Source organism: Streptomyces sp. NPDC107498 (assembly GCF_055582805.1).
The window spans coordinates 245,591-266,006 of sequence record NZ_JBVJPE010000008.1 but is presented as its reverse complement, the minus strand read 5'-3'; the positions used below and the strand labels follow the sequence as shown (position 1 = coordinate 266,006).

Below are 20,416 nucleotides of genomic sequence, written 5' to 3'. Positions count from 1 at the left end.
GGGGGCCGGACCCGGTCCTACACGTCCTCCCCCAGGAAGCCGGGGTCCGTTCCGTCGAGTTGCACGGCCGTCTCGCGTCCGAGTCCGAGCAGCTGCCCCAGGGGGACGACCGCGCGGCTGGTCGCGGCCAGGTCCCGGTGCGCCTCGGCGGACCACAGGGGCGGGTAGAGGCTGAGGCCCTCGCCACCGGTGAGACCGGGCACCTCGTCCCGCCAGCCGGGCCAGCGCAGCCCCTCGTAGAACTCCTCGGCGCCCCCGGCGAGCACCCACGACAGCCAGGCCCCGTATCCGGCGCCGATCGCGTCCCAGCGCAGCGAGTCGGGCGCGAAGTAGACCATCTCGCCCGGGCTGCCCGGCAGTCCGGTCTCCTCCTCCGTACCGCCCTGGATCGCGAAGGCCCCGCCGAGCACGTCGTGCGCGACGACGAGTCCGGCGGCGGGCCGCCAGGCGGGGTCGGGCTCGGCGGGGTAGCCGTTGACCCGGGCGAGGCCGGGCAGGCGCCGGTCGTTGTGGACGGCCGGGCTGCCGTACAGCCGCAGCCAGCCGTCGTCGACGAGCGCCCCGCCGGTGCGGAAGAGGAACGCGCCCAGGTACGAGCGGACGGTGACCTGGGTCTGGAGGAGCGTGGCCGCTCCTCGCGCGGGGTCGGCGTCCAGCAGCTCGACGGGCACCTCCGCCGCCCGCAGCTCCGCTTCGAGCAGCGGCCACGCCGGGTCCTCGACCTCGGTCAGTTCGCTCAGTCCACGCGGTTCTCGCACCCTGGCATCGTCGCACGCACCGTCCCCTCGCGGTTCTCCGTTGATCGACGGCACTTCGGGGGGTATCTTGCATTGCATGGTTCCTGGCGAAGCAAGATCAGAGGCGTCCGGAAGGGTCGCCAGTCAGCTGCGCAAGGGGGTGCTGGAGTACTGCGTCCTCGCCCTGCTGCGCGACGGTCCGCGCTACGGCGTCGAGGTCCTCGACGAGCTGGCCGCCGTCAGCGTCATGACCACCAGCCAGGGCACGATCTACCCCCTGCTGTCCCGGCTCCGCCGCGACGGGCTCGTCGACACCGAGCTGCGCGAGTCGGCCACCGGCCCCGCCCGCCGCTACTACACGCTCACCGCGCCCGGCAGGACCGCGCTCGCCGAGTTCGCCGAGAGCTGGCCGCGCTTCCGCGACGGCGTCGACCACTTCCTGACCGCACCCCACGGAGGCTCCGCATGACCGGCACCGAACACCCCCTCGTGACCGACTACCTCGCCACGATCGAGCGGGAGGCGTCCTTCCTGCCCGCCGGGCGCCGCGAGGAGCTCCTCGCCGACCTGCGCGAACACCTCGCGGTCGCCGTCGGGGAGGAGCAGGACCCGGAGGCCGTCCGCACGGCGCTCGAACGGCTCGGCAGTCCCTCCGCCATCGTCGCGGCCGCCCGCGCGGAGGAGCCGGAGGCACCGGAGGCCGAGCCCAAGGCGCGGCCCAGGTCCCGGAGCGTGACCACCGCCGTCCTGCTCGGCGTCAGCGGAGTCGCCACGTTCACCTCCCCCCTGGCCGGCCTGGCCGTCCTCCTCGCGGGCCTCGGCCTGCTGTGGACGTCCGACGCGTGGGAGCAGCGCACCAAGACCGTCGCGACCGCCCTCACCCTCACGACCCCGATCGTGGTCCTCCTCGGCGCCTTCCTCCTGGCCGCCCGCGTCGGCCCGACGGAACTGTTCGCCCTCCTCGTCCTGGGCATCGCCCTGCCGGCCACGGCGGCGGTGCGCCTGCTCCGCGCCCGGCCCGGGGCGGCCTGACCGGGGGTGGGACCCGGAGGGACCACCCCCTCGTCCGACCAAGATCATCACGGGTGCAGAATGACCCGCATGACCCTGGCGAACACACCGAAAACGGCCACGATCGATGACGCCCGCATGGTCGGCCGCACCCTGGCCTCCGCCTTCGGCGACGACCCGATGATGCGCTGGTTCTTCCCCGACGCCACCACCCGCGAGGCGGGCCTCGGCCGCTACTTCACGACCCTCTTCACCCGGCAGTACGGCCTCCACGGCGTCTGCGAGCGGACCGATTCGGCCGCCGCCTTCTGGGTGTCGCCCGAGGGCGCGGACAAGGCCGTCCCGGACGCGGAGACCGTCCAGGAGCTCGTCGAGATCCTCGGCGACCGCGCCCCGGCCTTCCAGGAGGCCGTCACGGCGGCCGCCGGACACGGACCCACCGAACCCCACTGGTACCTCGCCGTCATCGGCGCCGACCCCGCCGCCCGGGGCCGGGGCCACGGCTCCGCCCTCCTCCGCTCCGGCCTCGCGAAGGCCGACGCGGACGGCCTGCCGGTCTACCTGGAGTCCTCCAAGCCGGACAACCTGCCGGTCTACGAGCACTTCGGCTTCGTCGTCCGCGACGAGTTCGCACTCCCGGGCGGCGGCCCGGTCCTGTGGTCCATGAAGCGGGAGCCCCGCGCCTAGGGCCTGTCCGATGTCCGGCTCCGCGAACCCGATCGAGATCGTTTGTCAGACAGAACCCAGGACACCTCCGGGCCCCGGAAGTTCCAGGGAAGGGCGAGGCCGGCGATCACGGCTTCGCGGTCGCGGGACGGGGTGACGCGACAGGTGCCGAACGGGAGCGGCTGCGCGAGGCGGGGCTCGGAGCGGGTACAGCAGCCAGGGCTCGCGAGGCCCAGTCCGCAGATCAAGGGAACGCACTCATCGTTCCGCGCATCCTCATGACTGCACCACGGGGCGTGAACCTCGCGTCCTCGGAAACAGAAGTGAGCTCCACCATGAACCCGTCCCCTGTCGCCATCTCGGCGCCCGGCACGAGCGGAAGAGTCCGGGCCCTCGCGACGGTATCGGCATCGGCCGGAGGCATTCTTCTCGGCGTACTGACCAACCTGGCCCAGGGCTGGCTTCCGGGGGCCTGGAACCAGATCGCCAACTCCGGCGCCGTCTGGTCCGTCGCCGCCTTCGCCGCGGGCGCGCTGTGGGCCCGGCAGGTCAGCCGGCCCGCGGCCGCCGTCGTGGGCCTGTGCGCCGAGTCCGGCCTCGTCGTCGGTTACTACGGCTACGCAGAGGTCGTGCGCGATGGAATGGGATCTCTGTTCGCTCCCCTCGTCTGGCTGGGCATGGCATTCATCGCCGGCCCCCTCTTCGGCATCGCGGGATCTTGGTGGCGAGGCGACGACCCGCGCCACCGCGTTGTCGGCCTCGCCGCCCTCGCGGGCGTCTTCGGCATGGAGGCCGTCCACTACGCGTGGGGCCTGCACTACGCGTCCCAGGCATGGGCCTGCCTCTCCGCCATGGTCCTCGTGGCGCTGCTCATGGGCCGTACTCACAGGGAACGCGCACTGACCCTCGTCACCGCCGTTCCCTTCTCACTCTTGGCCTACCTCGCTTTCGTGAAGCTGCTCGAGGCGGTCCTCGGCTGATTCGTGCGTCCCCTGATACCGCGGCATGATCCGAGGGCTACTAGGGGGTGGCTTCCGTGTCACACCTCCCGGCCGCGCTCCGTCAGGGCAGTGACATCGACACGAAGCCCGAAGGAGACGGCGATGGAAACGCGTTCGATCACGGCAGAGGTCCCGATGGTTCCGCGGATGGCCGAGGACCCCGCGGAGCTCGTCCCCGAGCTGGCGGAGGTCTCGGCGGCGCTGTTCAAGGTCACCGGCAACGGTTCGGTACCGCGCTCCACGATCAGCCTGGTCCAGCTGCGCGCGGGTCAGATCGTCGGCAGCACCTACCTGACCGTTCTGCACACGGGTTTCCTGCGCAAGGCGGGGGAGTCGGAGGAGCGGATCACGTCGGTGGCGTCCTGGCAGGACTCGCCGTACTTCACCGGTGCGGAGCGTGCCGCGCTGGCACTCGTGGACGCCGTGCTCCAGCCGTCCGCGGACGGCGAGAGGGTCTCCGACGAGCTGTACGCACGGGCAGCCGAGCACTACGAGGCGAAGGCGCTGGCCACGCTGATGTTCGCGATCGGCCAGGTCAACTTCTTCATCGCCGTGGCGCTCATCGCCAAGCCGGTGCCGGGCCGGTCCTTCGCCGACCCGTGGAAGTGAGGCCGCCCGGGCAGGGCTCGACGCCCGGGTCCCGAGGCGGGATCCGGGCGGGCCGACCCCCGGACGCGTCCGGCGCGACTGTCTTGTCGTAGCGGGTGGCCGGCCCCCGCCACTCCCTGATCCCCTTGAGGACCGGGATGAGGGGCGGGCCGTCCACGGCCCCTCGCCCACAGGGCCGTTTCGCCCCTCAGGACAGGCCCTGGGGATGGTCCTGCCACAGGTGGCGCCGGAGCAGCACGTTCGCGTCCGTCACCGCACTGTGGTCGAACCGCTTCCGGGCCTCCCGCCGGTCCCGTACGAGCAGCGCGCACGCGACGCAGTGCGGTACGGGCTCCGGCGGGCGGCTCAGGTCGGGTACGGGCTCCGCCGTCCCGGCCCTGGCCCGCTCGTTGGCCGCCCGCACGCCGGCGCTCAGCCGCTCGGCGGGCGTGGCCGGACGCAGACCGGCGGGATCCGCCTGCCACTCGCGCCCGCCGCCGACCGGCCGGAGCATCGCGTAGGGCCCGGCAACCCCCTTGAACTCACCGACCACACCGGCCACTTGGTCGTAGACCCAAGCTCCGAGTTCCATGGATGCCGCTCCCTCCGGTGGACTACCCTCTGTGATCCCGGCACTACGAGCATGGCCCGGGAGACAGAGGACCCGGAGCGGTGTCGGGCTGTACTTCCCCAGGTCGCGCGGGTAGTTCCACATCTTCCACAAGGGAGTGCGCGCGATGCCGACGAGACGGGTGGTGACGGGCCGCAGCCAGGAGCCGAGGAAGCGGTTCGCGGAGGAGCTGAAGTCACTGCGGACCGAGCGGGGCCTGAGCCTGCGGAAGCTGGGCGAGGTGGCGGGCTGGGACTGGTCGCTGTTCTCGAAGATGGAGAAGGGCGAGACGCTCGGCGGCCCGGAGGTGGTCCAGGCGTTGGACCAGTACTACGGGACGGGGCGGATGCTGCTGGCGCTGTGGGAGCTGGCGGTGGGGGACCCCACGCAGTTCAAGGAGCGGTACCGCAGGTACATGACGCTGGAGGCGGAGGCGATCAGCCTGTGGCACTACGCGGTGACGGCACCACCGGGCCTCCTCCAGACACCGGGCTACGCCCGTACCCTGCTCGCCGCAGGCGGCATGCACGGGGACGAGCTGACCACCCAGGTCGAAGCGCGGATAGGCCGTCGCGAGCTGCTGGCGGGAGAGGATGCACCACCGTTCCACACGATCTTGTCCGAGACGGTCCTGCGCACACCGCTGCCCGACCTCGGCGAGTGGCGGGAGCAGCTGGAGTACCTGCTGGAGATGAGCGACCACCGGAACATCACGATCCAGGTCCTGCTGAATTCGATCGGGCCACACGCGCTGACGAACACCCACACGATGTTCCTGCGGCTTGCGGACGGGCGCCCCGTGGCCTGGGTGGAGACCGGCTATTCAGGCGAGTTGGTGGAGGATTCGGCCGCCGTCGAGAGACTCCAGGTCCGATACGATCTGGTCCGTGATCTGGCCCTTTCCCCGGTAGATTCACGGAAGTTCATCATGTGGATGTTGGAGGAAGCATCGTGCGAGCCGTCGATCTGAGCACCCTCATGTGGCGCAAGAGCTCGTACAGCAACCAGGACGGCGGCGAGTGCCTCGAAGTCGCCGACCGCCTCCCCCACACCCCCGTCCGCGACTCCAAGAACCCCGCCGGCCCCGCGCTCGTCTTCGGGAACGGCGCCTGGGCGTCCTTCGTCGCCGGGGTCAAGGGCGGGCAGCTCAGCGCCTGAACCGTCCGACCGCCTGGGGCGGCGCTCCCCGTCGTGCTCGGCACGAGGATCTGGGGCGGCGGGGAAGGACGGGCCTTCCCCCTCGGTCCAGGCCCTGCCGGGGAGTTGGCGGAACGAGTCGCCACCCGAGCGCGCACGGTGGGGCCTTGATGGTCGTGCTCACTTCCGTGGCGAACAGGCCGCCGGCCACACGGCGGCCCGGGAAACAACGGGGGACTGCTCATGCAGAAGACTGCCGTCATGCGCCTGGTCGGGGCCGCCCTGGCAGCGGGCGCGCTGGTCACGACCGTCCAGGTGCCGAGCGCGAGCGCCGCAAGCGGATGGACGCTCCAGAACGCCAACAGCGGCACGTACCCGGAGATCGCCGACTGGCGCACGGACAACGGCGCGCCCGCCCGCCGGTGGGAGTGCACCGGTCCCTGAGCAGACCGGCGAACGACCCGTCCGGACCATCACGACGAAGACCGGTGCCGCACCAGGGCCCGTCCGGCCCCGAGCCGCCGGACGGGCCCTAGGCCGCGTCGGCGGCGAGCCAGGCCCTCGCCGCCGCCTCGGCCGCATCCGCGTCCGCGTCCGCCTCGCAGTCGGGGCAGCGGCCCGGTTCCCAGGCCCGGAAGGCGACCTCCTCGCACGTGACGCAGGTCTGGATCGGGGGCGGGCCCTGGACCCGGGGCACGGCGGGGAGCGGCGGTGGGAGGAGGGCGTTCAGGCGGTGGGAGAGGAGGCCCGCCGGGTGTCTGAGGGGGTCCGGGAGGTCGGCCAGCAGGGTGCGGCGGACGGCGTCGGAGGTCGCGCCCCTCGCGAACCAGGCGTCGACGGCCGGGGCCAGGTGCCGGATGTCCCGTGCGGAGAGCAGGAAGCGGGCGTCGTGGCGACGGAGGTCGAGCAGCAGTTCGGTGGCCGGGTTCCGGGGGACGGCGGGAGCCTCGTCCCGTACCGGCTCCCGCGACGGCTCCGGGTCGGGGTCCGGGTCGGGGTCCGGGTCGGAGTCCGGCTCCGGCTCCGGCTCCGGCGGCTCGATCGCGCCCGGGTTGTTGTACGAGAACGTACGCGTCACGATCCGCCCGTTCGGGAGGCGCTCGCGGATGCGGGCCAGGTAGCCGTGGGTCTCCAGCTCGCGGAGGGCGGCGGCGATGCGGATCTCGCCCTCGGGGAACTGCTCGGCGAGGGACTTGACGCCGATGCGGGTGCCGGCGGGCAGCGACTGGATGTGGACGGCGAGACCGATCGCGGTGAGCGAGAGGTGCCCGTGCTGCGAGAGGTGGTTGCCGACGACGATGTAGCGCGTCGTGTGGGTGACGTTGACGTGGATGACGCCCGCGCCGGGAACGGGCGCGCTAAGGTGCTGGGTATCCATGGGGAAGGTCTTGCTTCCTCGATGGCCAGGCCCCCGCCGGGATTGCGACTCCCGTCGGGGGCCGAGCATTTTCAGTTCGGTCAGCCCGGAGCATATGCCAGGCAACCACCGTGAAATCCACCCGAGTTGGCACAGTTCCCTCGTGTGGGTGACGCCCTCGCGCGACGCGCGCCCCCAGCCGTGACCACTCAGAACGGGTGGGGTGGGGTGGGTACTTACCCCGGTACTTGAAAGGACGTCGGCGCGTCCCGGATCGTGGCGCCGCCCGACCCGGTCCACGACGAGCGACCGCTCCGACGCCTTCCGGAGTCGTCACCGGTCGGACCCACGAGGAAGTTCGGTTCCCTGACGCCCGGATCCTGGCACCCCGGGACCCGGCACGCCGAAGCGGCCTCCTCCCCGGCGGGGGGGGCGGAGGCCGCTTCGTGCCGTCGCGGAGGACGTGCGGAGGACGCTCAGTCGAGGCAGAACTCGTTGCCCTCGATGTCCTGCATGTTGATGCAGGACTCGTTCTCCTCGTCCGCGTACAGCGTCTTCAGGTGGGTCGCGCCGAGCTCCACCAGGCGGGCGCACTCGGCCTCCAGGACGGCCAGGCGCTCCTCGCCCACCAGCCCGGTGCCGGCCCGCACGTCGAGGTGCACCCGGTTCTTGACGGCCTTGCCCTCGGGAACGCGCTGGAAGAGCAGGCGCGGGCGCACCCCCGTGGGGTCGGAGCACGCGAAGTAACGGTCCTGCTCCTCGGTCGGCGTCGAACGGTCGTACTCCTCCCAGGTCGCGAACCCCTCCGGGGCCGGCGGCAGGACGTACCCCAGGACCTCGCACCAGAAGGCGGCGAGTCGCACGGGCTCCGCACAGTCGAACGTGACCTGGAACTCCTTGATCGATGCCATCCGGGCACCGTAACAAGGAGGGCCCGCGCCCCTCACGTCCTTTTCAGGACCCGTGGGTCGCGGCACTGGTCAGGACCACCAGGCGCCGGGTCGCGCGGGTCATCGCCACGTAGCGGTCGACCGCGCCCTCGACGCCCTCGCCGAAGGACTCCGGGTCGACGAGGACGACCAGGTCGAACTCCAGGCCCTTCGACAGCGTCGGGGTGAGCGAGCGGACCCGGGGGCGCTCCGCGAACGTCGGGGAGCCGATGACGCAGGCGACGCCTTCGGCGTTCTCGGTGAGCCAGGTGTCGAGGATCGCGTCCAGGTCGGTGACCGGGGCGTGGGTGACCGGGATGCCGTTGCCGCGGATGGACGTCGGCACGTTGGCGTCCGGGAGCGCGGCGCGGATGACCGGCTCGGCCTCCGCCATGACCTCCTCCGGCGTGCGGTAGTTGATGCTCAGGGACGTCGTCTCGATGCGGTCGAAGCCGACCCGCTCCAGGCGCTCCCGCCACGACTCGACGAAGCCGTGCCGGGCCTGGGCGCGGTCGCCGACGATCGTGAAGCTCTTCGACGGGCAGCGCAGGAGCAGCATCTGCCATTCCGCGTCGGTCAGCTCCTGCGCCTCGTCCACCACGATGTGCGCGAACGGGCCGTCGAGCGGCTCCAGTTCGGCGGTCGGCAGGGCGTCCTCGTCGATCAGGCTGTCCTGGAGGTCCTTGCCCCGCAGCATCGTGACCGCGCCCTCGCCGTCGGCGTCGGCCGCGACGATGCTGTCGATGACGCCGGCCATGCGCTCGCGTTCGGCGGCCACGGTGGCCTTGCGCCGGAGGTTGAGCCGGGCCGTCGCCGGGTCGCCGAGCCGCTGCCGGGCCGCGTCCAGGAGCGGCAGGTCCGAGACCGTCCACGCCTGGGCGTCCGCGCGCCGCAGCCGCCTCACCTCGTCGGGGGTCAGCCAGGGCGCGCACATCCGCAGGTACGCGGGGACCGTCCACAGGTCGCCGACGAGGTCGGCCGCCTCCAGCATCGGCCAGGCGCGGTGGAGGGCGCCGGTCAGCTCCCGGTCCTGGCGTAGCGACTTCCGGAACTGCGCCTCCGGGACCTCCTCGCCGTCGTACTTGTCGAACAGGAGGGAGACCAGGTGCTCCCAGATCTGCTCGCGGGCCTCGTTGTGCGGGGTCCCCGGCTCCACCGCGTCGAAGGCCTCCGCCCAGTCGGCGGCGGTCAGCCGGATGTCCGACCAGTGGGTGGAGACGGTCATGCCCTCGGTGGGCGGCTCCTCGTAGAACGCGACGGCCTTCTCGATGGCCGCGACCATGTCCCGGGAGGACTTCAGGCGGGCCGCCTCCGGGTCGGTCTCGACCGTCGCCCTCGCGCCCTCGGCGACCAGGTCGCGCACGGTGCAGGTCCGTACGCCCTCCTCGCCGAGGCTCGGCAGGACGTCGGCGACGTAGTTCAGGTAGGGCTGGTGCGGGCCGACGAAGAGCACGCCGCCCCGGCGGTGCCCGAGGCGCGGGTCGGAGTAGAGCAGGTGCGCGGTGCGGTGCAGGGCGACGACCGTCTTTCCGGTGCCGGGGCCGCCGTCGACGACGAGGGCGCCGCGCGAGCCGGCGCGGATGATGGCGTCCTGGTCGGACTGGATGGTGGCGAGCACGTCCCTCATGCGGGAGGAGCGGTTGCCGCCCAGGCTGGCGATGAAGGCGGACTGGTCGTCGAGCGCGGCGTGCCCTTCGAGGCCCTCGGCGGTGAAGACCTCGTCCCAGTAGTCCGTGATCCGGCCGCCGGTCCAGCGGTAGCGGCGGCGGCTCGCCAGGCCCATGGGGGTGGCGTGCGTGGCCGCGAAGAACGGCTCCGCCGCGGGGGAGCGCCAGTCGACGAGCAGGCGGCGGCCGGTGCTGTCGGTGAGGCCGAGGCGCCCGACGTAGAGGGGCTCGGGGTCGTCCGCGCCGACCACGCGGCCCAGGCAGAGGTCCAGGCCGAAGCGGCGCAGCGTCCGCAGGCGGCCGGAGAGCCGGTGGATCTCCGCGTCCCGGTCCATCGCCTCCCGGCCGATCCCGCCGGGCGCCTTCCGCTCGGCGTCGAGGCGCGCCGACAGTTCGGCGACCGTCTCGTCGAGGCACCGCGCGATGGCCGCGAAGTGCCGCTCGTCCGCGGCGATGAGCGCCGGGTCGGCCTTGGGGGCGAGGTTGCCGGAGAGGTCGAACACACCGGCAAGAAGAGACGTCACGTCGTAAAGCTCCCGTTTTCACATCGTCTGGGGTTACGAGGAGCGATTCTGCGCCACGGAGGGGGCCTTGCCGCAAGCCCCCCTGTGCGCTATAGGTTGAAAGTGCGAGAGGTGGGTGCTTCCCTCTCGCTTCTTCCCCGCTTCTTCCTTGGCCGGCTCGTCCGGCTCGTCCGGCTCGTCCGGCCTGTCGGGGAAATTTCTCGGATCCGGTTCGCAACCTCGGGCGGCGCCGCACGTCTGGTGGGTTGAAGGCGCCCTTCAGCTCATGTTCCAGACCGTGTTTCCGACCTTCCTCGGGAGAATCCCATGTCCAGCCACGTCAAGCGGAGTCACCGCCCCCGTCCCCGGGTCCTGGGCGTCGTCGCCGGTGTCGCGCTGCTCCTCGGCGGCGGCTTCGCCGCGCAGGCCGTCGCCGACGCCGGCTCGAAGCCGGCCCCGGCCCCCGCCGCCCCGGACGTCCCGGACGTTCCGGCCGCCGCCCCCGCCGCGCCGAAGCCGGTCGCCGCGCCCGAGGGCGTGACCGCGCCGAGGCCCGCGCCCGCGCCGCGCCGGGAGACGGCCCCCCGGCCCGCCCCCGCGCCGGTCGCCCCGAAGCCCGCCGTGCCCGCGCCGGTCCCGGCGCCCGCCGCCCCGAAGCCCGTCGCCGCACCCGCGCCCGCACCCGCACCCGTCACCGCGCCCGTGCCCGCGCCCGCGCCCGCGCCCGGCAAGTAGCGGTGCCCGGCGGGCGGGGCCGGTCATCCGGCCCCGCCCGCCCGCGCCCCTCCCGCCCCCGACGGATCGAGGCCCATGCCGTACGCCCTCCCCCTGCCCCTGGCGCCGCCCTGGTGGTCCCGGCTGCTCGCGCGCGTGTCCCGGGCGGCCCGTGACCGGAACGCGCCGGTGCGGGAACGCCGTCCGCGCGTCGTCGGCACCCCGTACGGCGGCGACGGCCCCGCTCCCACCCTCACCGAGCTGTACCTGGCCCGGCGGCTCGACATGGTGCGGCTCGCGGTCTTCCTGGTCGACGACCTGCCGACCGCCGAGGACGTCGTGCAGGACGCGTTCGCCGCCGTGTGCCGCGCCCACGGGACCTCCCTGGACGGACTCCAGGACCCGGGGGCGTACCTGCACACCGCCGTCGTCAACGCGGCCCGCTCCGTGCTGCGCCGGCGCCGTACCGCGCGCGCGTACACCCCGCCCCACCCGGGCTCCGGGGCGCCCGTCGACGAGCGGCTGCTGCTCGCCGAGGAGCACCGGCACGTGCTCGACGCGCTGGCGGAGCTGACGCGCCGACAGCGCGAGGTGCTCGTGCTGCGCTACTGGTCGGAGCTGACCGAGGAGCAGATCGCGCGGACGCTCGGGCTGTCGCGCGGCACGGTGAAGTCCACCGCGAGCCGCGCCCTCGACGCCCTGGAGGGAAAGCTGCGGAAGAGGACGGAGGCCGATCGATGAACCCTCCCGCGAACCCTTCCGTGGAGGAACGGCTGCGCGCCGCCCTGGCCGCCCGCGCCGCCCTCGTGACCCCGCGCGACCTGCGTCGGGCCCCTCCTCCACAGGGGCGCCGCCGGGGGACGCACCGGATCCGCGCGATCGCGCTCACCGTCCTCGGGACGGCCGCCGCCGTGGCCGCCGTGTGCGTCCTGGTGCTGATCCCGGACGGGCCGGGGGGCCCGGACCCGGTCCCGCCGGCCCGTACCCCCGCCCGTGTCGGCACGCCCCCGGTGCCCACCCCGGCCCCGGATCCGCCGTCCGCCCCGTCCGTGGCGTCGCCCCGGCCGGTGGAGTCCCCGTGAGGGGTACGGGGAAGGGCCGGAACCCCCCGTGGGTTCCGGCCCCTCGCCGTCAGCGGTGCGCGCGACTACTTCGCGGCGACCCCGTTCAGGCAGAGGACGAACTTGTCCGCGTCCCACTCCTGCGCGAGCGCGAGCTCGCCGACCTCGCCGCACTTGTTGACGTCGAAGGTGTTGTCGACGACCTTGGCGACCTTGTACAGGTTGGCCTTGCCGGAGGAGCAGTCGACGGTGTCGACCTCGGGGGCGTCGTCGGGGCCCGTGACGGTGACGCACTCGCCGACCTCGGCGCGCACCGGGGCGTCGCCCGTGAGGTACGGAATGCCCAGCTTCACCGCGAGGCCCACGACGAGGAGGACGACGAAGCCGCCGACCTTCTTGAGGAACGCGGAGCCCTTCTTCGCCGGGGCGGGGGCGGCGGGCTGCTGCTCGGGGGCGACGGGAGCGGACGGCGTCGTCATGTGGGATTCCTTGGGGACGCGGACATGATCAGACGCGAACGTTACATGTATCAAAACCGGCAAAAAGGATCATGAAGATCCACCGCGTGATCAGATGCCGAGTCGTGACCCTGTCGCCCCGTCGGAGACACCGCCCGGCCACCGCCAGGACCCCTCAGGCCCGTCGTCCCAGCTGCCGCTGGTGGTCGAGCGCCCGCCGCAGGTCCACCGGAAGCGGGTGGTACGGGCCGTAGGCGCGCTCCGCGTCGAACAGCAGCCGCTGGAGCTCCTCCTGACCGGCCGCGTGCTCGCCCGCCGCCAGGAGCAGCAGCCCGATCCGCTGCCGGATGCCGAAGGCCCGCGCCAGGTCCCGCTCGTAGTACGGCAGGACCGCGCGGAACTCCCCGAGCGCGGCGGCCGCCTCCCCCAGCTGCTCCAGACAGAGGGCCGCGTCGTAGCGGAACTGGAGGAACTGCGGGTCCGCCGGGCCCGCCTCCGCGCCGCGGTCCTCCGCGAGCCGACGCAGCTCCGGCAGCGCGCGCCGGTACTGGCCGTCGTCCATGAGCGTCGACGCGTACTGCTTGCGCAGGATCCGGACGACCGGCGACCGCTCGCCGTGTTCGGCCGCCGCCGCGGGCAGGATGGCGCCGAGCACGTCCACGGCCTGGGTGAGCGAACCCTCCGCGAGCAGCCGCTTCACCTCGTCGACGGCCGCGGCCACGTCGGGACGCGCGGGCTGCGGCCCGCTCCCGTACACCCGGGGGTCGGCGCGGGGATCGGCCCGCGGGCGCGGGGGCGCCACCGGGACCGGCGGGATCGGCACGGGCCTCGCCGTCGCCCGGTCCGGCCAGGGCGCGTGCGGGCGCAGGAACGGCCGGGTCGGGTCCATCGGCCCCGTCGGGGCGCCGCGCGCCGGGAGCAGCGGCAGCAGGTGCTCGTACGTCTCGTGCGCGCCGGACGGCCGGGCCTGCGGATCCTTGGCGAGCAGCCGCAGGACCAGCGCTTCGAGCGCCTCGGGGATCTCGGGGCGCAGCTGCCGGAGCGGCGCGGGCGGCTCGTACAGGTGCCGGTGCAGCACGCCGAGCGCGGTGGAGCCCGCGAACGGCACGTTCCCGCTGAGGAGTTCGTGGAGCAGCACCCCCAGCGCGTACAGGTCGGTGGACGGGCCGACGGCGCCGCCCATGGCCTGCTCCGGCGCCATGTACGCCGGGCTGCCGATGGGCGAGCCGGTCTGCGTGAGCCGGGTGGTGTCGGTGTCCAGGACGGAGGCGACGCCCAGGTCGAGGACGGTCACGGTGCCGTCCGGACGGACCATCACGTTCCGCGGCTTGAGGTCGCGGTGCACGATCGGCACCGCGTGCACGGCGGCGAGCACCGCGCACAGCTGGGCGGCGACGCTGACCGCCCACTCCCAGGGGTACGGGTCGTGCTCGGCGAGGTGGTCGGCGAGGTCCGCGCCCTCCACGTACTGCATGACGAGGTAGAGGTCGTCGCCGTCGCTGCCCGCGTCGTGCACGGTCACCAGGCCCGGGTGGTCGACCTGCGCGGTCACCCGGCACTCGCGCACGAAGCGGCGCCGCAGCTCCTCCGCGGCGGTGGCGGGGCCCGTCATGACGGCCGGCCGGAGCAGCTTCACCGCGACCCGGCGGTCGAGGCGCCCGTCGTACGCCGTCCAGACCTGCCCCATCCCGCCCTGGCCGATGACGGTGGCGAGCTCGTAACGCCCGCCGATGACCCGCCCGTTCACCTGCCGCCTTCGCCTTCCCCGGTGTGCCCGGGGTCCTTCCTGAGCAGGTCGCTCAGCTCGTCGAGCTCGGCCCGGACCTGGTCGATGCGGGGCCCGTGCGCGGCGGGCGGCTGGTGGGCCGGGGGCACGGCGACCGGGCGGGCGTACGGGTTCGGGTGCCCGCCCGGGCTCGGGACCGTGACGGCGGAGCCGGGGTCGTACCCCGGCGGGCGGAGCGCGGGAGCCGCGACGCCGGACCGGTCCAGGCGACGGATCTCGGTCACCAGGTAGTACGTGATCGAGCCCACCACCAGGACCGCCATGAGGCCGACGGCGACGAGGGACTCCGCGGTGGTGGGCTCCTCGTCGGCGGTGACGCCCGCGTACGTGAAGAGGCCCGCCGCCAGCAGGAACGCCGCGGCGAACAGCGCCCAGTCCCCCGCCCTGCGGGTGACGACCGCGAGCCGCAGCAGCGGCGCCCAGGCCAGGAAACCGCAGCTGAGCAGCGCGAGGGCGGAGAAGAGGACGAGCAGCGCGACCCGGCCGCCGGAGGCGGGGCTCTTCGGCGGCTGCGGAACCTGCGGGGCCTGCGGGGGGCCGTACATCCTGCTGCTCCTGCTCGGACGGATCGGGGTGCGGGGACGAGCGTATACACCCCCGCGGACAACGGTTCCGGGATACCCGGAACCGTTGTCGAAGCGAGCCCGGGCGGGACGCCCTCAGGGGGCGACGGTGCCGTCCGCCAGACCGTCGTACAGACCCTGGACCAACTGGTCGCCGAGGCGCGCGGCCAGCCGCAGCGACTCCTCGAACGCGGCGAGCGCCCGGAACCGCTCCCCGAACCGACGCTGTTCGGCCAGGGGCAGGCGCGGCAGCTGGAGGCGGCGCACGTCGAGCCGGGTCGCGGTGGAGGCGTAGCTGCTGGCCTGCCGGGTGTTGGCGGTGGCCCGCAGGAAACCGGCCAGGAACCAGGGGTCGAGGGCCGCCGGATCGGGGCGGAGCAGCTGGAGGTTGCGGCCGAGCGCGGCGCCCTCGGCGGCGGCGTCGACGACCCGGACGGCCGCGCCGCCGCCGAGGACCGGGACGACGACGTCCCCGGCGGCGAGGAGGACCGGCTCCTCGGGCGGGCCGTCGGGCAGCGTCCCGGAGGGCGGCTGGGCGGCGAGCACGTCGTGGTCGGTGAGGACGGCGACCGGGGCGTCGGCGGGGGCCGTGCCCACGCCGCCCGCGCGCAGGGACAGGGCCCCGGCGCGGGCGAGTTCGCCGACGGTGGTCGTGGGTCGGCCGAGCCCGGCACCGCCGGGGGCCGGGTCGGTCACGGGCGGCGGGGTCAGTTCCCGGGTGCGGTGCAGCGTCTCGGTCAGCCGCTCGCGGACCCCGGCCAGCTGGGCGGCGCCCTCGGCGGCGGTGGCCGGCGGGAGGTGCCGGGCGGGGGCGAGGTCGACGTCGTCGTCGAGGAGCTCGATGACCGGCACGGAGCGGCTCGCGCCCGGGGTCCCGACCAGGGTCCCGTCCCGGTCGAAGGGCGTCCAGGCGTCCATGACGGCGGAGTGGACGGCCGGCCAGTCGAGCCGGTCGCGGCCCTCCCGGCCCGGCCCGGTCTGCTCGGCGGCGGCGTCGACGAGGAGGAGTTCGGCGGCGGGCCGCCCGCCCTGGACGGGCCTGCGCAGCACCCAGAGGTGGAGCGGGACGCCGTACGGCGGCGCGGCGCCGGCCGGGAGGGCGACGACCGCGCGCAGGGCGCCCCGGCGGAGCAGGTCGGCCCTGATGCGGCGGCCGGAGCGGCGGGAGGCGGCGGCGGGCGGCATGAGGAGGACGGCGGTGCCGCCGGGGCGCAGACGGGCCAGGGCGTGCTGGACCCAGGCGAGTTCGGACTCGGTGCGGGCCGGGAAGCCGTACTCCCAGCGCGGGTCGTAGGCCAGTTCGTCGTGGCCCCAGTTCCGCTCGTTGAAGGGCGGGTGGCACAGGACGGCGTCCGCCGCCAGCGTCGGGAAGGCGTCGGCGCGCAGGCTGTCGCCGGACCGGACGCGGATGTCGGCGTCGGTGGCGAGCGCCAGGCGCAGGGCGGTCAGCGCGGCGAGGTCGTGGTCGGCGTCCTGTCCGCAGACGGCACCGGGCCCCTCGACCGCGCTCAGCAGGCCGCCGGTCCCGGAGGCGGGGTCGAGGACGGTGAGCGGGACGCCGTCGCGCCCCGTCCTCGGGGTCGCCGCGAGCGCCGCCATGAGGGCGGCGGGGCCGGGCGGGGTGAGCGTGTACTGCCGGGGGTTGGCGTCGAGGTGACGCCCGAGCAGGAACTCGAAGGCCGCGCGGACGCCGGTCTCGGCCGCGAGCTCGGCGGCCCCGCGCAGGAGCGGGAGGGAGGCGGCGAGCGCGGAGGCGGTGGGGGTGAGGACCGCCCGCTCCGGGCCGAGCCGCTCGGTGAGCGTCTCCTCCAGGGCGACGGGCAGCACTTCGGCGAGCCGCCCGTCGGGGAGTTCGGCGAGCGAGGGCCAGGCCGCGGACCGGTCCCGGACGAGGAGGAGGGCGCAGCCCGCGTGGACGAGGGCGGTGACGGCCCCGGCCGGATGGCCCGCGATCTGCTGCCAGACGCGCTCCTTGAGCGGGACCTCGGCCAGCTTGCCCTGGGCGCGGAGCCATTGCTCGACCTCCGCGAGGGCGAAGGACGGGCTCGTCTCCGTACCGCCGACGGGCTTGGGGAAGTCGGGGTGGCGGCGCCGCCAGTTGCTGACGGCGGCCCGGCCGACGCCGGCGAGCCGGGCGATCCCGGCGGCGGTCACCTCCGCGGTCCCGGCCTCGGCCCCGGTCGCCTCCGCTCCGGCGCCCGCCCGCTCCGCGCCCGCCTCTGCTGCGTTCTCCGGCACGTGACCCAACTCCCCTGGCTCGCCCTTCTGGCTGTGACACCAATCCTAGCGACGAACGTCCGCCACACCACTTCACAGTGTGAGTCGATGCATTTTCTGTGAACCGTGTTGACTCGGTTCACAGGCTCTGCTGTGATTGACCCATCGCACCAGACATCGTCTCCGTCCGGGAGGACACACCCATGTCGTACGACACCCAGGTCCCGCCCGCCGCCCCGCGGGTCATGCGCAACGGCCTCGGCACCGCGGCCCTGATCCTCGGCATCATCGGCACGCTCTCCGGGCTCATCCCGCTCTTCTTCTGGCTGGCCGGCATCCTCGGCCTGATCGCGCTGATCCTGGGCCTGGTCGGCAAGGGCCGGGTGAAGCGCGGCGAGGCGAACAACAAGGGCGTGGCGCTCACCGGCGCGATCCTGGGCCTCGCGGCCCTGGTCCTCTCGGTCGTCGGCGCGGTCATCACCTTCACGGCCGTCAGCGACGCGGTCGAGGAGATCGACAAGGCGGTCAAGGACTCGGCCCCGAAGGACCCGGCGGCGAAGAACCTGGCGGACGGCGACAGCTCGGTCTACGACGACGACCTCAAGGTCACGGTCTCGGACCCGAAGGCGTACTCCCCGAGCGAGTTCGCGGCCGGCCACACCGAGGGCAACAAGGCCTACCAGGTGACCGTCGTCATCGAGAACGGCGGCAAGAAGAAGTTCGACGCCACGCTCGTCACCCTGTCCGGACGGGCCGGCAAGAACGGCGTCACGGCCGAGCAGATCTTCGACGAGAAGGTCGGAGCGGGCTTCCAGGGCAGCATCATGCCCGGCAAGAAGGCCACCGTCACCGTCGCCTTCGACGCCCCCAAGGACGCCAAGAACCTGACCGTCGAGGTCCACCCCGGCTTCGACTACAACGCCTCGCAGTGGGAGCTGAAGGTCGGCTGACCGGGCCGGACGCCCCCGCCGCACCGCCGCGCCCCCACCGCCGCACCCCCACTTCGCACCTCGCACCTCGCACCTCGCACCACCGCACCGCCAAGGAACCGGGGCCCTTCGGGGCCCCGCCCCCGTACGCCCCCCGGAGACACCACCGTGCATGCCGCCCCCCGCCGCACCGCCGCCACGGCCCTGCTGTGCGCCGCCCTCACCCTCGGCGCCACCGCCTGCGGCCCGTCCCCGGACGGCGCGAAGCCGGCCGGGCCCTTCGGGGAGCTGAGCGGTTCGCAGATCGTCGACGAGGCCTTCGCCGCGACGAAGGGCGCGAAGGCGCTGAGCGTGGACGTCGACGAGCGGGAGGCCGCCGAGCCGATCGAGGCCTATCTGTCCCTCGACGCCCGGGGACGCTGCGCCGGAACGCTGACCACGGGCACGACCGGCACGGTCGAGCTGATCAAACCGGACCACGAGAACGTGTACATGCGCTTCGACGAGGCCTCCCTGCGCGAGCAGGTCGAGGACGAGGACCCCGAGACGCGGAAGGCGATGCTCGAGGAGCTCAGGGGCCGCTGGGTGAAGGGCCCCGCCTCCGACCCCGACAACAGGGCCGTGCTGGAACTCTGCGACCTGAAGCAGCTGCTCGACGGGTTCGAGCAGGGCGCGAGCGGGGTCGTGAAGGGCGCGGAGACCACCGTCGGCGGCCGGAAGGCGCTGGCCCTGACGGAGCCGGGCGTCGGCGGCGAGAGCAGCACGGTCTACGTGGCCGCGGAAGGCATCCCGTACGTCCTGCGGATCGTCGCCGAGGGCGGCGAGGAGCCGGGGACGATCACCTTCTCGCGGTACGGCAGGCCGGTCGAGGCGACGGCCCCGGCGGCGAAGGACGTCGTCGACACCGAGTGACGGACACGCGTGAGGGGGGCCGTCACTCGGTGACGGCCCCCCTCACGCGCAGGGGTCGGACGGGTCGGATCCGGTGCCGGACCCACACGTTGGGCTCCACGTACACCGCGTAGCCCCGCGTGGCCTCGCAGTGGACCGGGACCAGCGCGCCCGGGACCTCGACCGGGCCGTCCGCGTCGAAGGGGAGGCCGGTCCACTTCCGCCACTGCTCGACGGAGCCGGAGACCGTCATCGAGGCCGGGGCCACGGACTCGATCACACCGCCCGCGCGCACGTGGACGCGGAGCCACGGGTCGTGCGGCAGGCCGTCGGCCTCGCGCGTGCGGAAGGCGTACTCGTGGATGGGGGCCTCGGCCTCCAGGTGCTTGCCGTTGGGCCGGACCGGGGCGACCAGCTCGGCGAAGCCCCGTCCGCCGGCGTTCTCCCGCATGGCGGCGAGCATCCGGTGCGAGAGGCCCCTGCCGAGGTGGTCGAGGTCGACGGTGATCTCGATCGCGCTCACGGTGTCGGCCTCCCGGCCGTGCCGCAGGTCGGAGAAGGCCCAGTTGAGGACCTCGTCCCAGCCCCGGGCGGGCAGCTCGCGGCGGCCCTCCGCGTCGAGCCGGAAGGGCACGCTGAAGCCACGGGCGACGACCGCGCCCCCGGCGTCGGTGGCGACGAGCACGTACTCCGGGAACTCCCGGACGATCCGGCCCATGTTGGCCCAGCCGACCGGGTCGTACATCATGAACTCGGGCCACAGGTCCTTCATGGACCACATCGCCCCTTCGAGCTCGGGCCGTTCGGCGAGGGTGGTGACGTTCAGGTCCATGCGGCCAGGCTAAGGATGGCCCACCCGGCCGCCCAAACGTTTTTTCGTGGCGGCCCGGCGCTACGGGAGCCTCTGCTGCGGGCAGGTGTCGAGGACCCGCTTCATCGCGTCCCGCTCCCCCGCCGTCACCCACACCCCGTACTTCTTCTTCACCGCGATCTGCCGGGCGACGTACGTGCAGCGGTACGCCCGGTTCGGCGGCAGCCAGGTGGCGGCGTCGCCGTCGGACTTGCGGCGGTTGGTCGCGGCGTCGACGGCGAGGAGGTTGAGCGGGTCGTTGGCGAAGCGGCGCCGGGTCGCGCCGTCCCACGTCTGCGCCCCCTTCTGCCAGGCGTCGGAGAGCGCGACGACGTGGTCGATGTCGACCTTGGAGCGACCCCGGACGTAGCGGACGGTGGTGCCGGTGTACGGGTCGTCGGCGAGGGTGCCGGAGGCGACCTTGCAGTGGCCGTCCGTGAAGCGGACGCCGGTCAGGTCCCGCTTGAGCACGTCGTCACGGGTGCCGCAGCCGTTGCCGTCGACGTCCACCCAGGCGCGGCCGAACTTCTCCCGCTCGTAACCGGTCTTCGGGGCGCGGCCCTTGACCGTGAGGGTGTCCACGGCGGCGAGCGCCGTCCCCCGCGCGGCGGACGTGCCGCCGACGCCTCCCGGGACGTCGGCCCCGGGCGAGCAGGCGGCGGTGAGGAGCACGGAGACGACGAACGACGAGGCGGCGAGGGTCCTTCGGTACGTCAGCATCCTGAAATCCTAGGCGGACGG

24 protein-coding genes are annotated in these 20,416 nt (G+C 73.7%); 13 read left to right on the top strand and 11 right to left on the bottom strand.

Annotated features, from left to right (window positions below):
* Positions 1-17: 17 nt before the first annotated feature.
* Entirely contained in the window at positions 18-758 is a 741-nt protein-coding gene (locus tag ACZ66Z_RS17170) for a DUF2625 domain-containing protein (protein ID WP_469934780.1), read from the bottom strand.
* Between the two features lie 76 nt (positions 759-834).
* Here ACZ66Z_RS17170 and ACZ66Z_RS17165 point away from each other — a divergent pair, with 76 nt between their 5' ends.
* The 5 genes from ACZ66Z_RS17165 (at position 835) to ACZ66Z_RS17145 (ending at position 4,024) form a co-directional block, all read left to right on the top strand.
* A complete protein-coding gene (locus ACZ66Z_RS17165; RefSeq protein WP_469934779.1) occupies positions 835-1,206 on the top strand; it encodes a PadR family transcriptional regulator in 372 nt (123 codons plus the stop codon).
* Positions 1,203-1,769 (top strand): HAAS signaling domain-containing protein, encoded by a 567-nt coding sequence (locus tag ACZ66Z_RS17160; protein ID WP_469934778.1) that lies wholly within the window; start codon positions 1,203-1,205, stop codon positions 1,767-1,769. The genes ACZ66Z_RS17165 and ACZ66Z_RS17160 overlap by 4 nt, the downstream gene beginning before the upstream one ends.
* 60 nt (positions 1,770-1,829) lie before the next feature.
* Positions 1,830-2,435: a GNAT family N-acetyltransferase gene (locus tag ACZ66Z_RS17155; protein WP_469934777.1), complete on the top strand. Its 606-nt coding sequence runs from the start codon at positions 1,830-1,832 to the stop codon at positions 2,433-2,435.
* Between the two features lie 314 nt (positions 2,436-2,749).
* Positions 2,750-3,394: a DUF6518 family protein gene (locus tag ACZ66Z_RS17150; protein ID WP_469934776.1), complete on the top strand. Its 645-nt coding sequence runs from the start codon at positions 2,750-2,752 to the stop codon at positions 3,392-3,394.
* A gap of 123 nt (positions 3,395-3,517) precedes the next feature.
* Positions 3,518-4,024 carry a carboxymuconolactone decarboxylase family protein gene (locus tag ACZ66Z_RS17145; protein WP_469934775.1) on the top strand — a complete coding sequence of 169 codons (507 nt, stop codon included), beginning with the start codon at positions 3,518-3,520 and terminating at the stop codon, positions 4,022-4,024.
* Between the two features lie 187 nt (positions 4,025-4,211).
* Here ACZ66Z_RS17145 and ACZ66Z_RS17140 read toward each other — a convergent pair whose 3' ends face one another.
* Positions 4,212-4,595, bottom strand: a complete 384-nt coding sequence (locus ACZ66Z_RS17140; RefSeq protein ID WP_469934774.1) for a hypothetical protein — start codon at positions 4,593-4,595, stop codon at positions 4,212-4,214.
* A 145-nt stretch (positions 4,596-4,740) separates the two neighbouring features.
* On the opposite strand from ACZ66Z_RS17140, the gene ACZ66Z_RS17135 reads away from it, so the two are divergent.
* The 3 genes from ACZ66Z_RS17135 (at position 4,741) to ACZ66Z_RS17125 (ending at position 6,194) form a co-directional block, all read left to right on the top strand.
* Complete coding sequence (locus tag ACZ66Z_RS17135; protein WP_469934773.1) at positions 4,741-5,583, top strand: helix-turn-helix domain-containing protein; 843 nt, start codon at positions 4,741-4,743, stop codon at positions 5,581-5,583.
* Positions 5,565-5,771 carry a DUF397 domain-containing protein gene (locus tag ACZ66Z_RS17130; RefSeq protein ID WP_469934772.1) on the top strand — a complete coding sequence of 69 codons (207 nt, stop codon included), beginning with the start codon at positions 5,565-5,567 and terminating at the stop codon, positions 5,769-5,771. Before ACZ66Z_RS17135 ends, ACZ66Z_RS17130 begins: the two co-directional genes overlap by 19 nt.
* Positions 5,772-5,993: 222 nt before the next feature.
* Positions 5,994-6,194, top strand: coding sequence for a hypothetical protein (locus tag ACZ66Z_RS17125; protein WP_469934771.1), 201 nt, complete (start codon positions 5,994-5,996; stop codon positions 6,192-6,194).
* An 88-nt stretch (positions 6,195-6,282) separates the two neighbouring features.
* Here the strand turns inward: ACZ66Z_RS17125 and ACZ66Z_RS17120 are convergent, their stop codons facing one another.
* From ACZ66Z_RS17120 to helR, 3 genes are all read right to left on the bottom strand, one after another.
* Complete coding sequence (locus tag ACZ66Z_RS17120; protein WP_469934770.1) at positions 6,283-7,128, bottom strand: helix-turn-helix domain-containing protein; 846 nt, start codon at positions 7,126-7,128, stop codon at positions 6,283-6,285.
* A 455-nt stretch (positions 7,129-7,583) separates the two neighbouring features.
* A complete protein-coding gene (locus ACZ66Z_RS17115) occupies positions 7,584-8,018 on the bottom strand; it encodes a VOC family protein (protein WP_469934769.1) in 435 nt (144 codons plus the stop codon).
* A gap of 43 nt (positions 8,019-8,061) precedes the next feature.
* Positions 8,062-10,227: an RNA polymerase recycling motor ATPase HelR gene (gene helR, locus ACZ66Z_RS17110; protein WP_469934768.1), complete on the bottom strand. Its 2,166-nt coding sequence runs from the start codon at positions 10,225-10,227 to the stop codon at positions 8,062-8,064.
* 306 nt (positions 10,228-10,533) lie between these two features.
* Between helR and ACZ66Z_RS17105 the strand changes: the two genes are divergently transcribed.
* The 3 genes from ACZ66Z_RS17105 to ACZ66Z_RS17095 all read left to right on the top strand — a co-directional run bounded on the left by ACZ66Z_RS17105 (position 10,534) and on the right by ACZ66Z_RS17095 (position 12,002).
* Positions 10,534-10,941 (top strand): hypothetical protein, encoded by a 408-nt coding sequence (locus ACZ66Z_RS17105; RefSeq protein ID WP_469934767.1) that lies wholly within the window; start codon positions 10,534-10,536, stop codon positions 10,939-10,941.
* Positions 10,942-11,016: 75 nt separating this feature from the next.
* Positions 11,017-11,661 (top strand): RNA polymerase sigma factor, encoded by a 645-nt coding sequence (locus ACZ66Z_RS17100; RefSeq protein ID WP_469934766.1) that lies wholly within the window; start codon positions 11,017-11,019, stop codon positions 11,659-11,661.
* Positions 11,658-12,002, top strand: a complete 345-nt coding sequence (locus tag ACZ66Z_RS17095; RefSeq protein WP_469934765.1) for a hypothetical protein — start codon at positions 11,658-11,660, stop codon at positions 12,000-12,002. The genes ACZ66Z_RS17100 and ACZ66Z_RS17095 overlap by 4 nt, the downstream gene beginning before the upstream one ends.
* A 65-nt stretch (positions 12,003-12,067) precedes the next feature.
* On the opposite strand, the gene ACZ66Z_RS17090 is transcribed toward ACZ66Z_RS17095, so the two are convergent.
* From ACZ66Z_RS17090 to ACZ66Z_RS17075, 4 genes are all read right to left on the bottom strand, one after another.
* On the bottom strand, positions 12,068-12,460 hold the full coding sequence (locus ACZ66Z_RS17090; protein ID WP_469934764.1) for an LppU/SCO3897 family protein: 393 nt from the start codon (positions 12,458-12,460) through the stop codon (positions 12,068-12,070).
* Positions 12,461-12,614: 154 nt separating this feature from the next.
* The gene (locus tag ACZ66Z_RS17085; protein ID WP_469934763.1) at positions 12,615-14,186 is read right to left on the bottom strand and encodes a protein kinase domain-containing protein; all 1,572 of its coding nucleotides are present in this window, start codon (positions 14,184-14,186) and stop codon (positions 12,615-12,617) included.
* Complete coding sequence (locus ACZ66Z_RS17080; protein ID WP_469934762.1) at positions 14,183-14,770, bottom strand: hypothetical protein; 588 nt, start codon at positions 14,768-14,770, stop codon at positions 14,183-14,185. Before ACZ66Z_RS17080 ends, ACZ66Z_RS17085 begins: the two co-directional genes overlap by 4 nt.
* 114 nt (positions 14,771-14,884) lie before the next feature.
* Positions 14,885-16,942: an N-6 DNA methylase gene (locus ACZ66Z_RS17075; protein ID WP_469934848.1), complete on the bottom strand. Its 2,058-nt coding sequence runs from the start codon at positions 16,940-16,942 to the stop codon at positions 14,885-14,887.
* A gap of 266 nt (positions 16,943-17,208) precedes the next feature.
* Here ACZ66Z_RS17075 and ACZ66Z_RS17070 point away from each other — a divergent pair, with 266 nt between their 5' ends.
* Together ACZ66Z_RS17070 and ACZ66Z_RS17065 are read left to right on the top strand one after the other, a co-directional pair.
* Entirely contained in the window at positions 17,209-17,955 is a 747-nt protein-coding gene (locus ACZ66Z_RS17070; protein ID WP_469934761.1) for a DUF4190 domain-containing protein, read from the top strand.
* A 147-nt stretch (positions 17,956-18,102) separates the two neighbouring features.
* The gene (locus ACZ66Z_RS17065) at positions 18,103-18,846 is read left to right on the top strand and encodes a hypothetical protein (RefSeq protein ID WP_469934760.1); all 744 of its coding nucleotides are present in this window, start codon (positions 18,103-18,105) and stop codon (positions 18,844-18,846) included.
* 22 nt (positions 18,847-18,868) lie between these two features.
* Here the strand turns inward: ACZ66Z_RS17065 and ACZ66Z_RS17060 are convergent, their stop codons facing one another.
* Complete coding sequence (locus ACZ66Z_RS17060) at positions 18,869-19,657, bottom strand: N-acetyltransferase (RefSeq protein ID WP_469934759.1); 789 nt, start codon at positions 19,655-19,657, stop codon at positions 18,869-18,871.
* A 60-nt stretch (positions 19,658-19,717) separates the two neighbouring features.
* A complete protein-coding gene (locus tag ACZ66Z_RS17055; RefSeq protein ID WP_469934758.1) occupies positions 19,718-20,395 on the bottom strand; it encodes an HNH endonuclease family protein in 678 nt (225 codons plus the stop codon).
* Between the last annotated feature and the right edge of the window lie 21 nt (positions 20,396-20,416).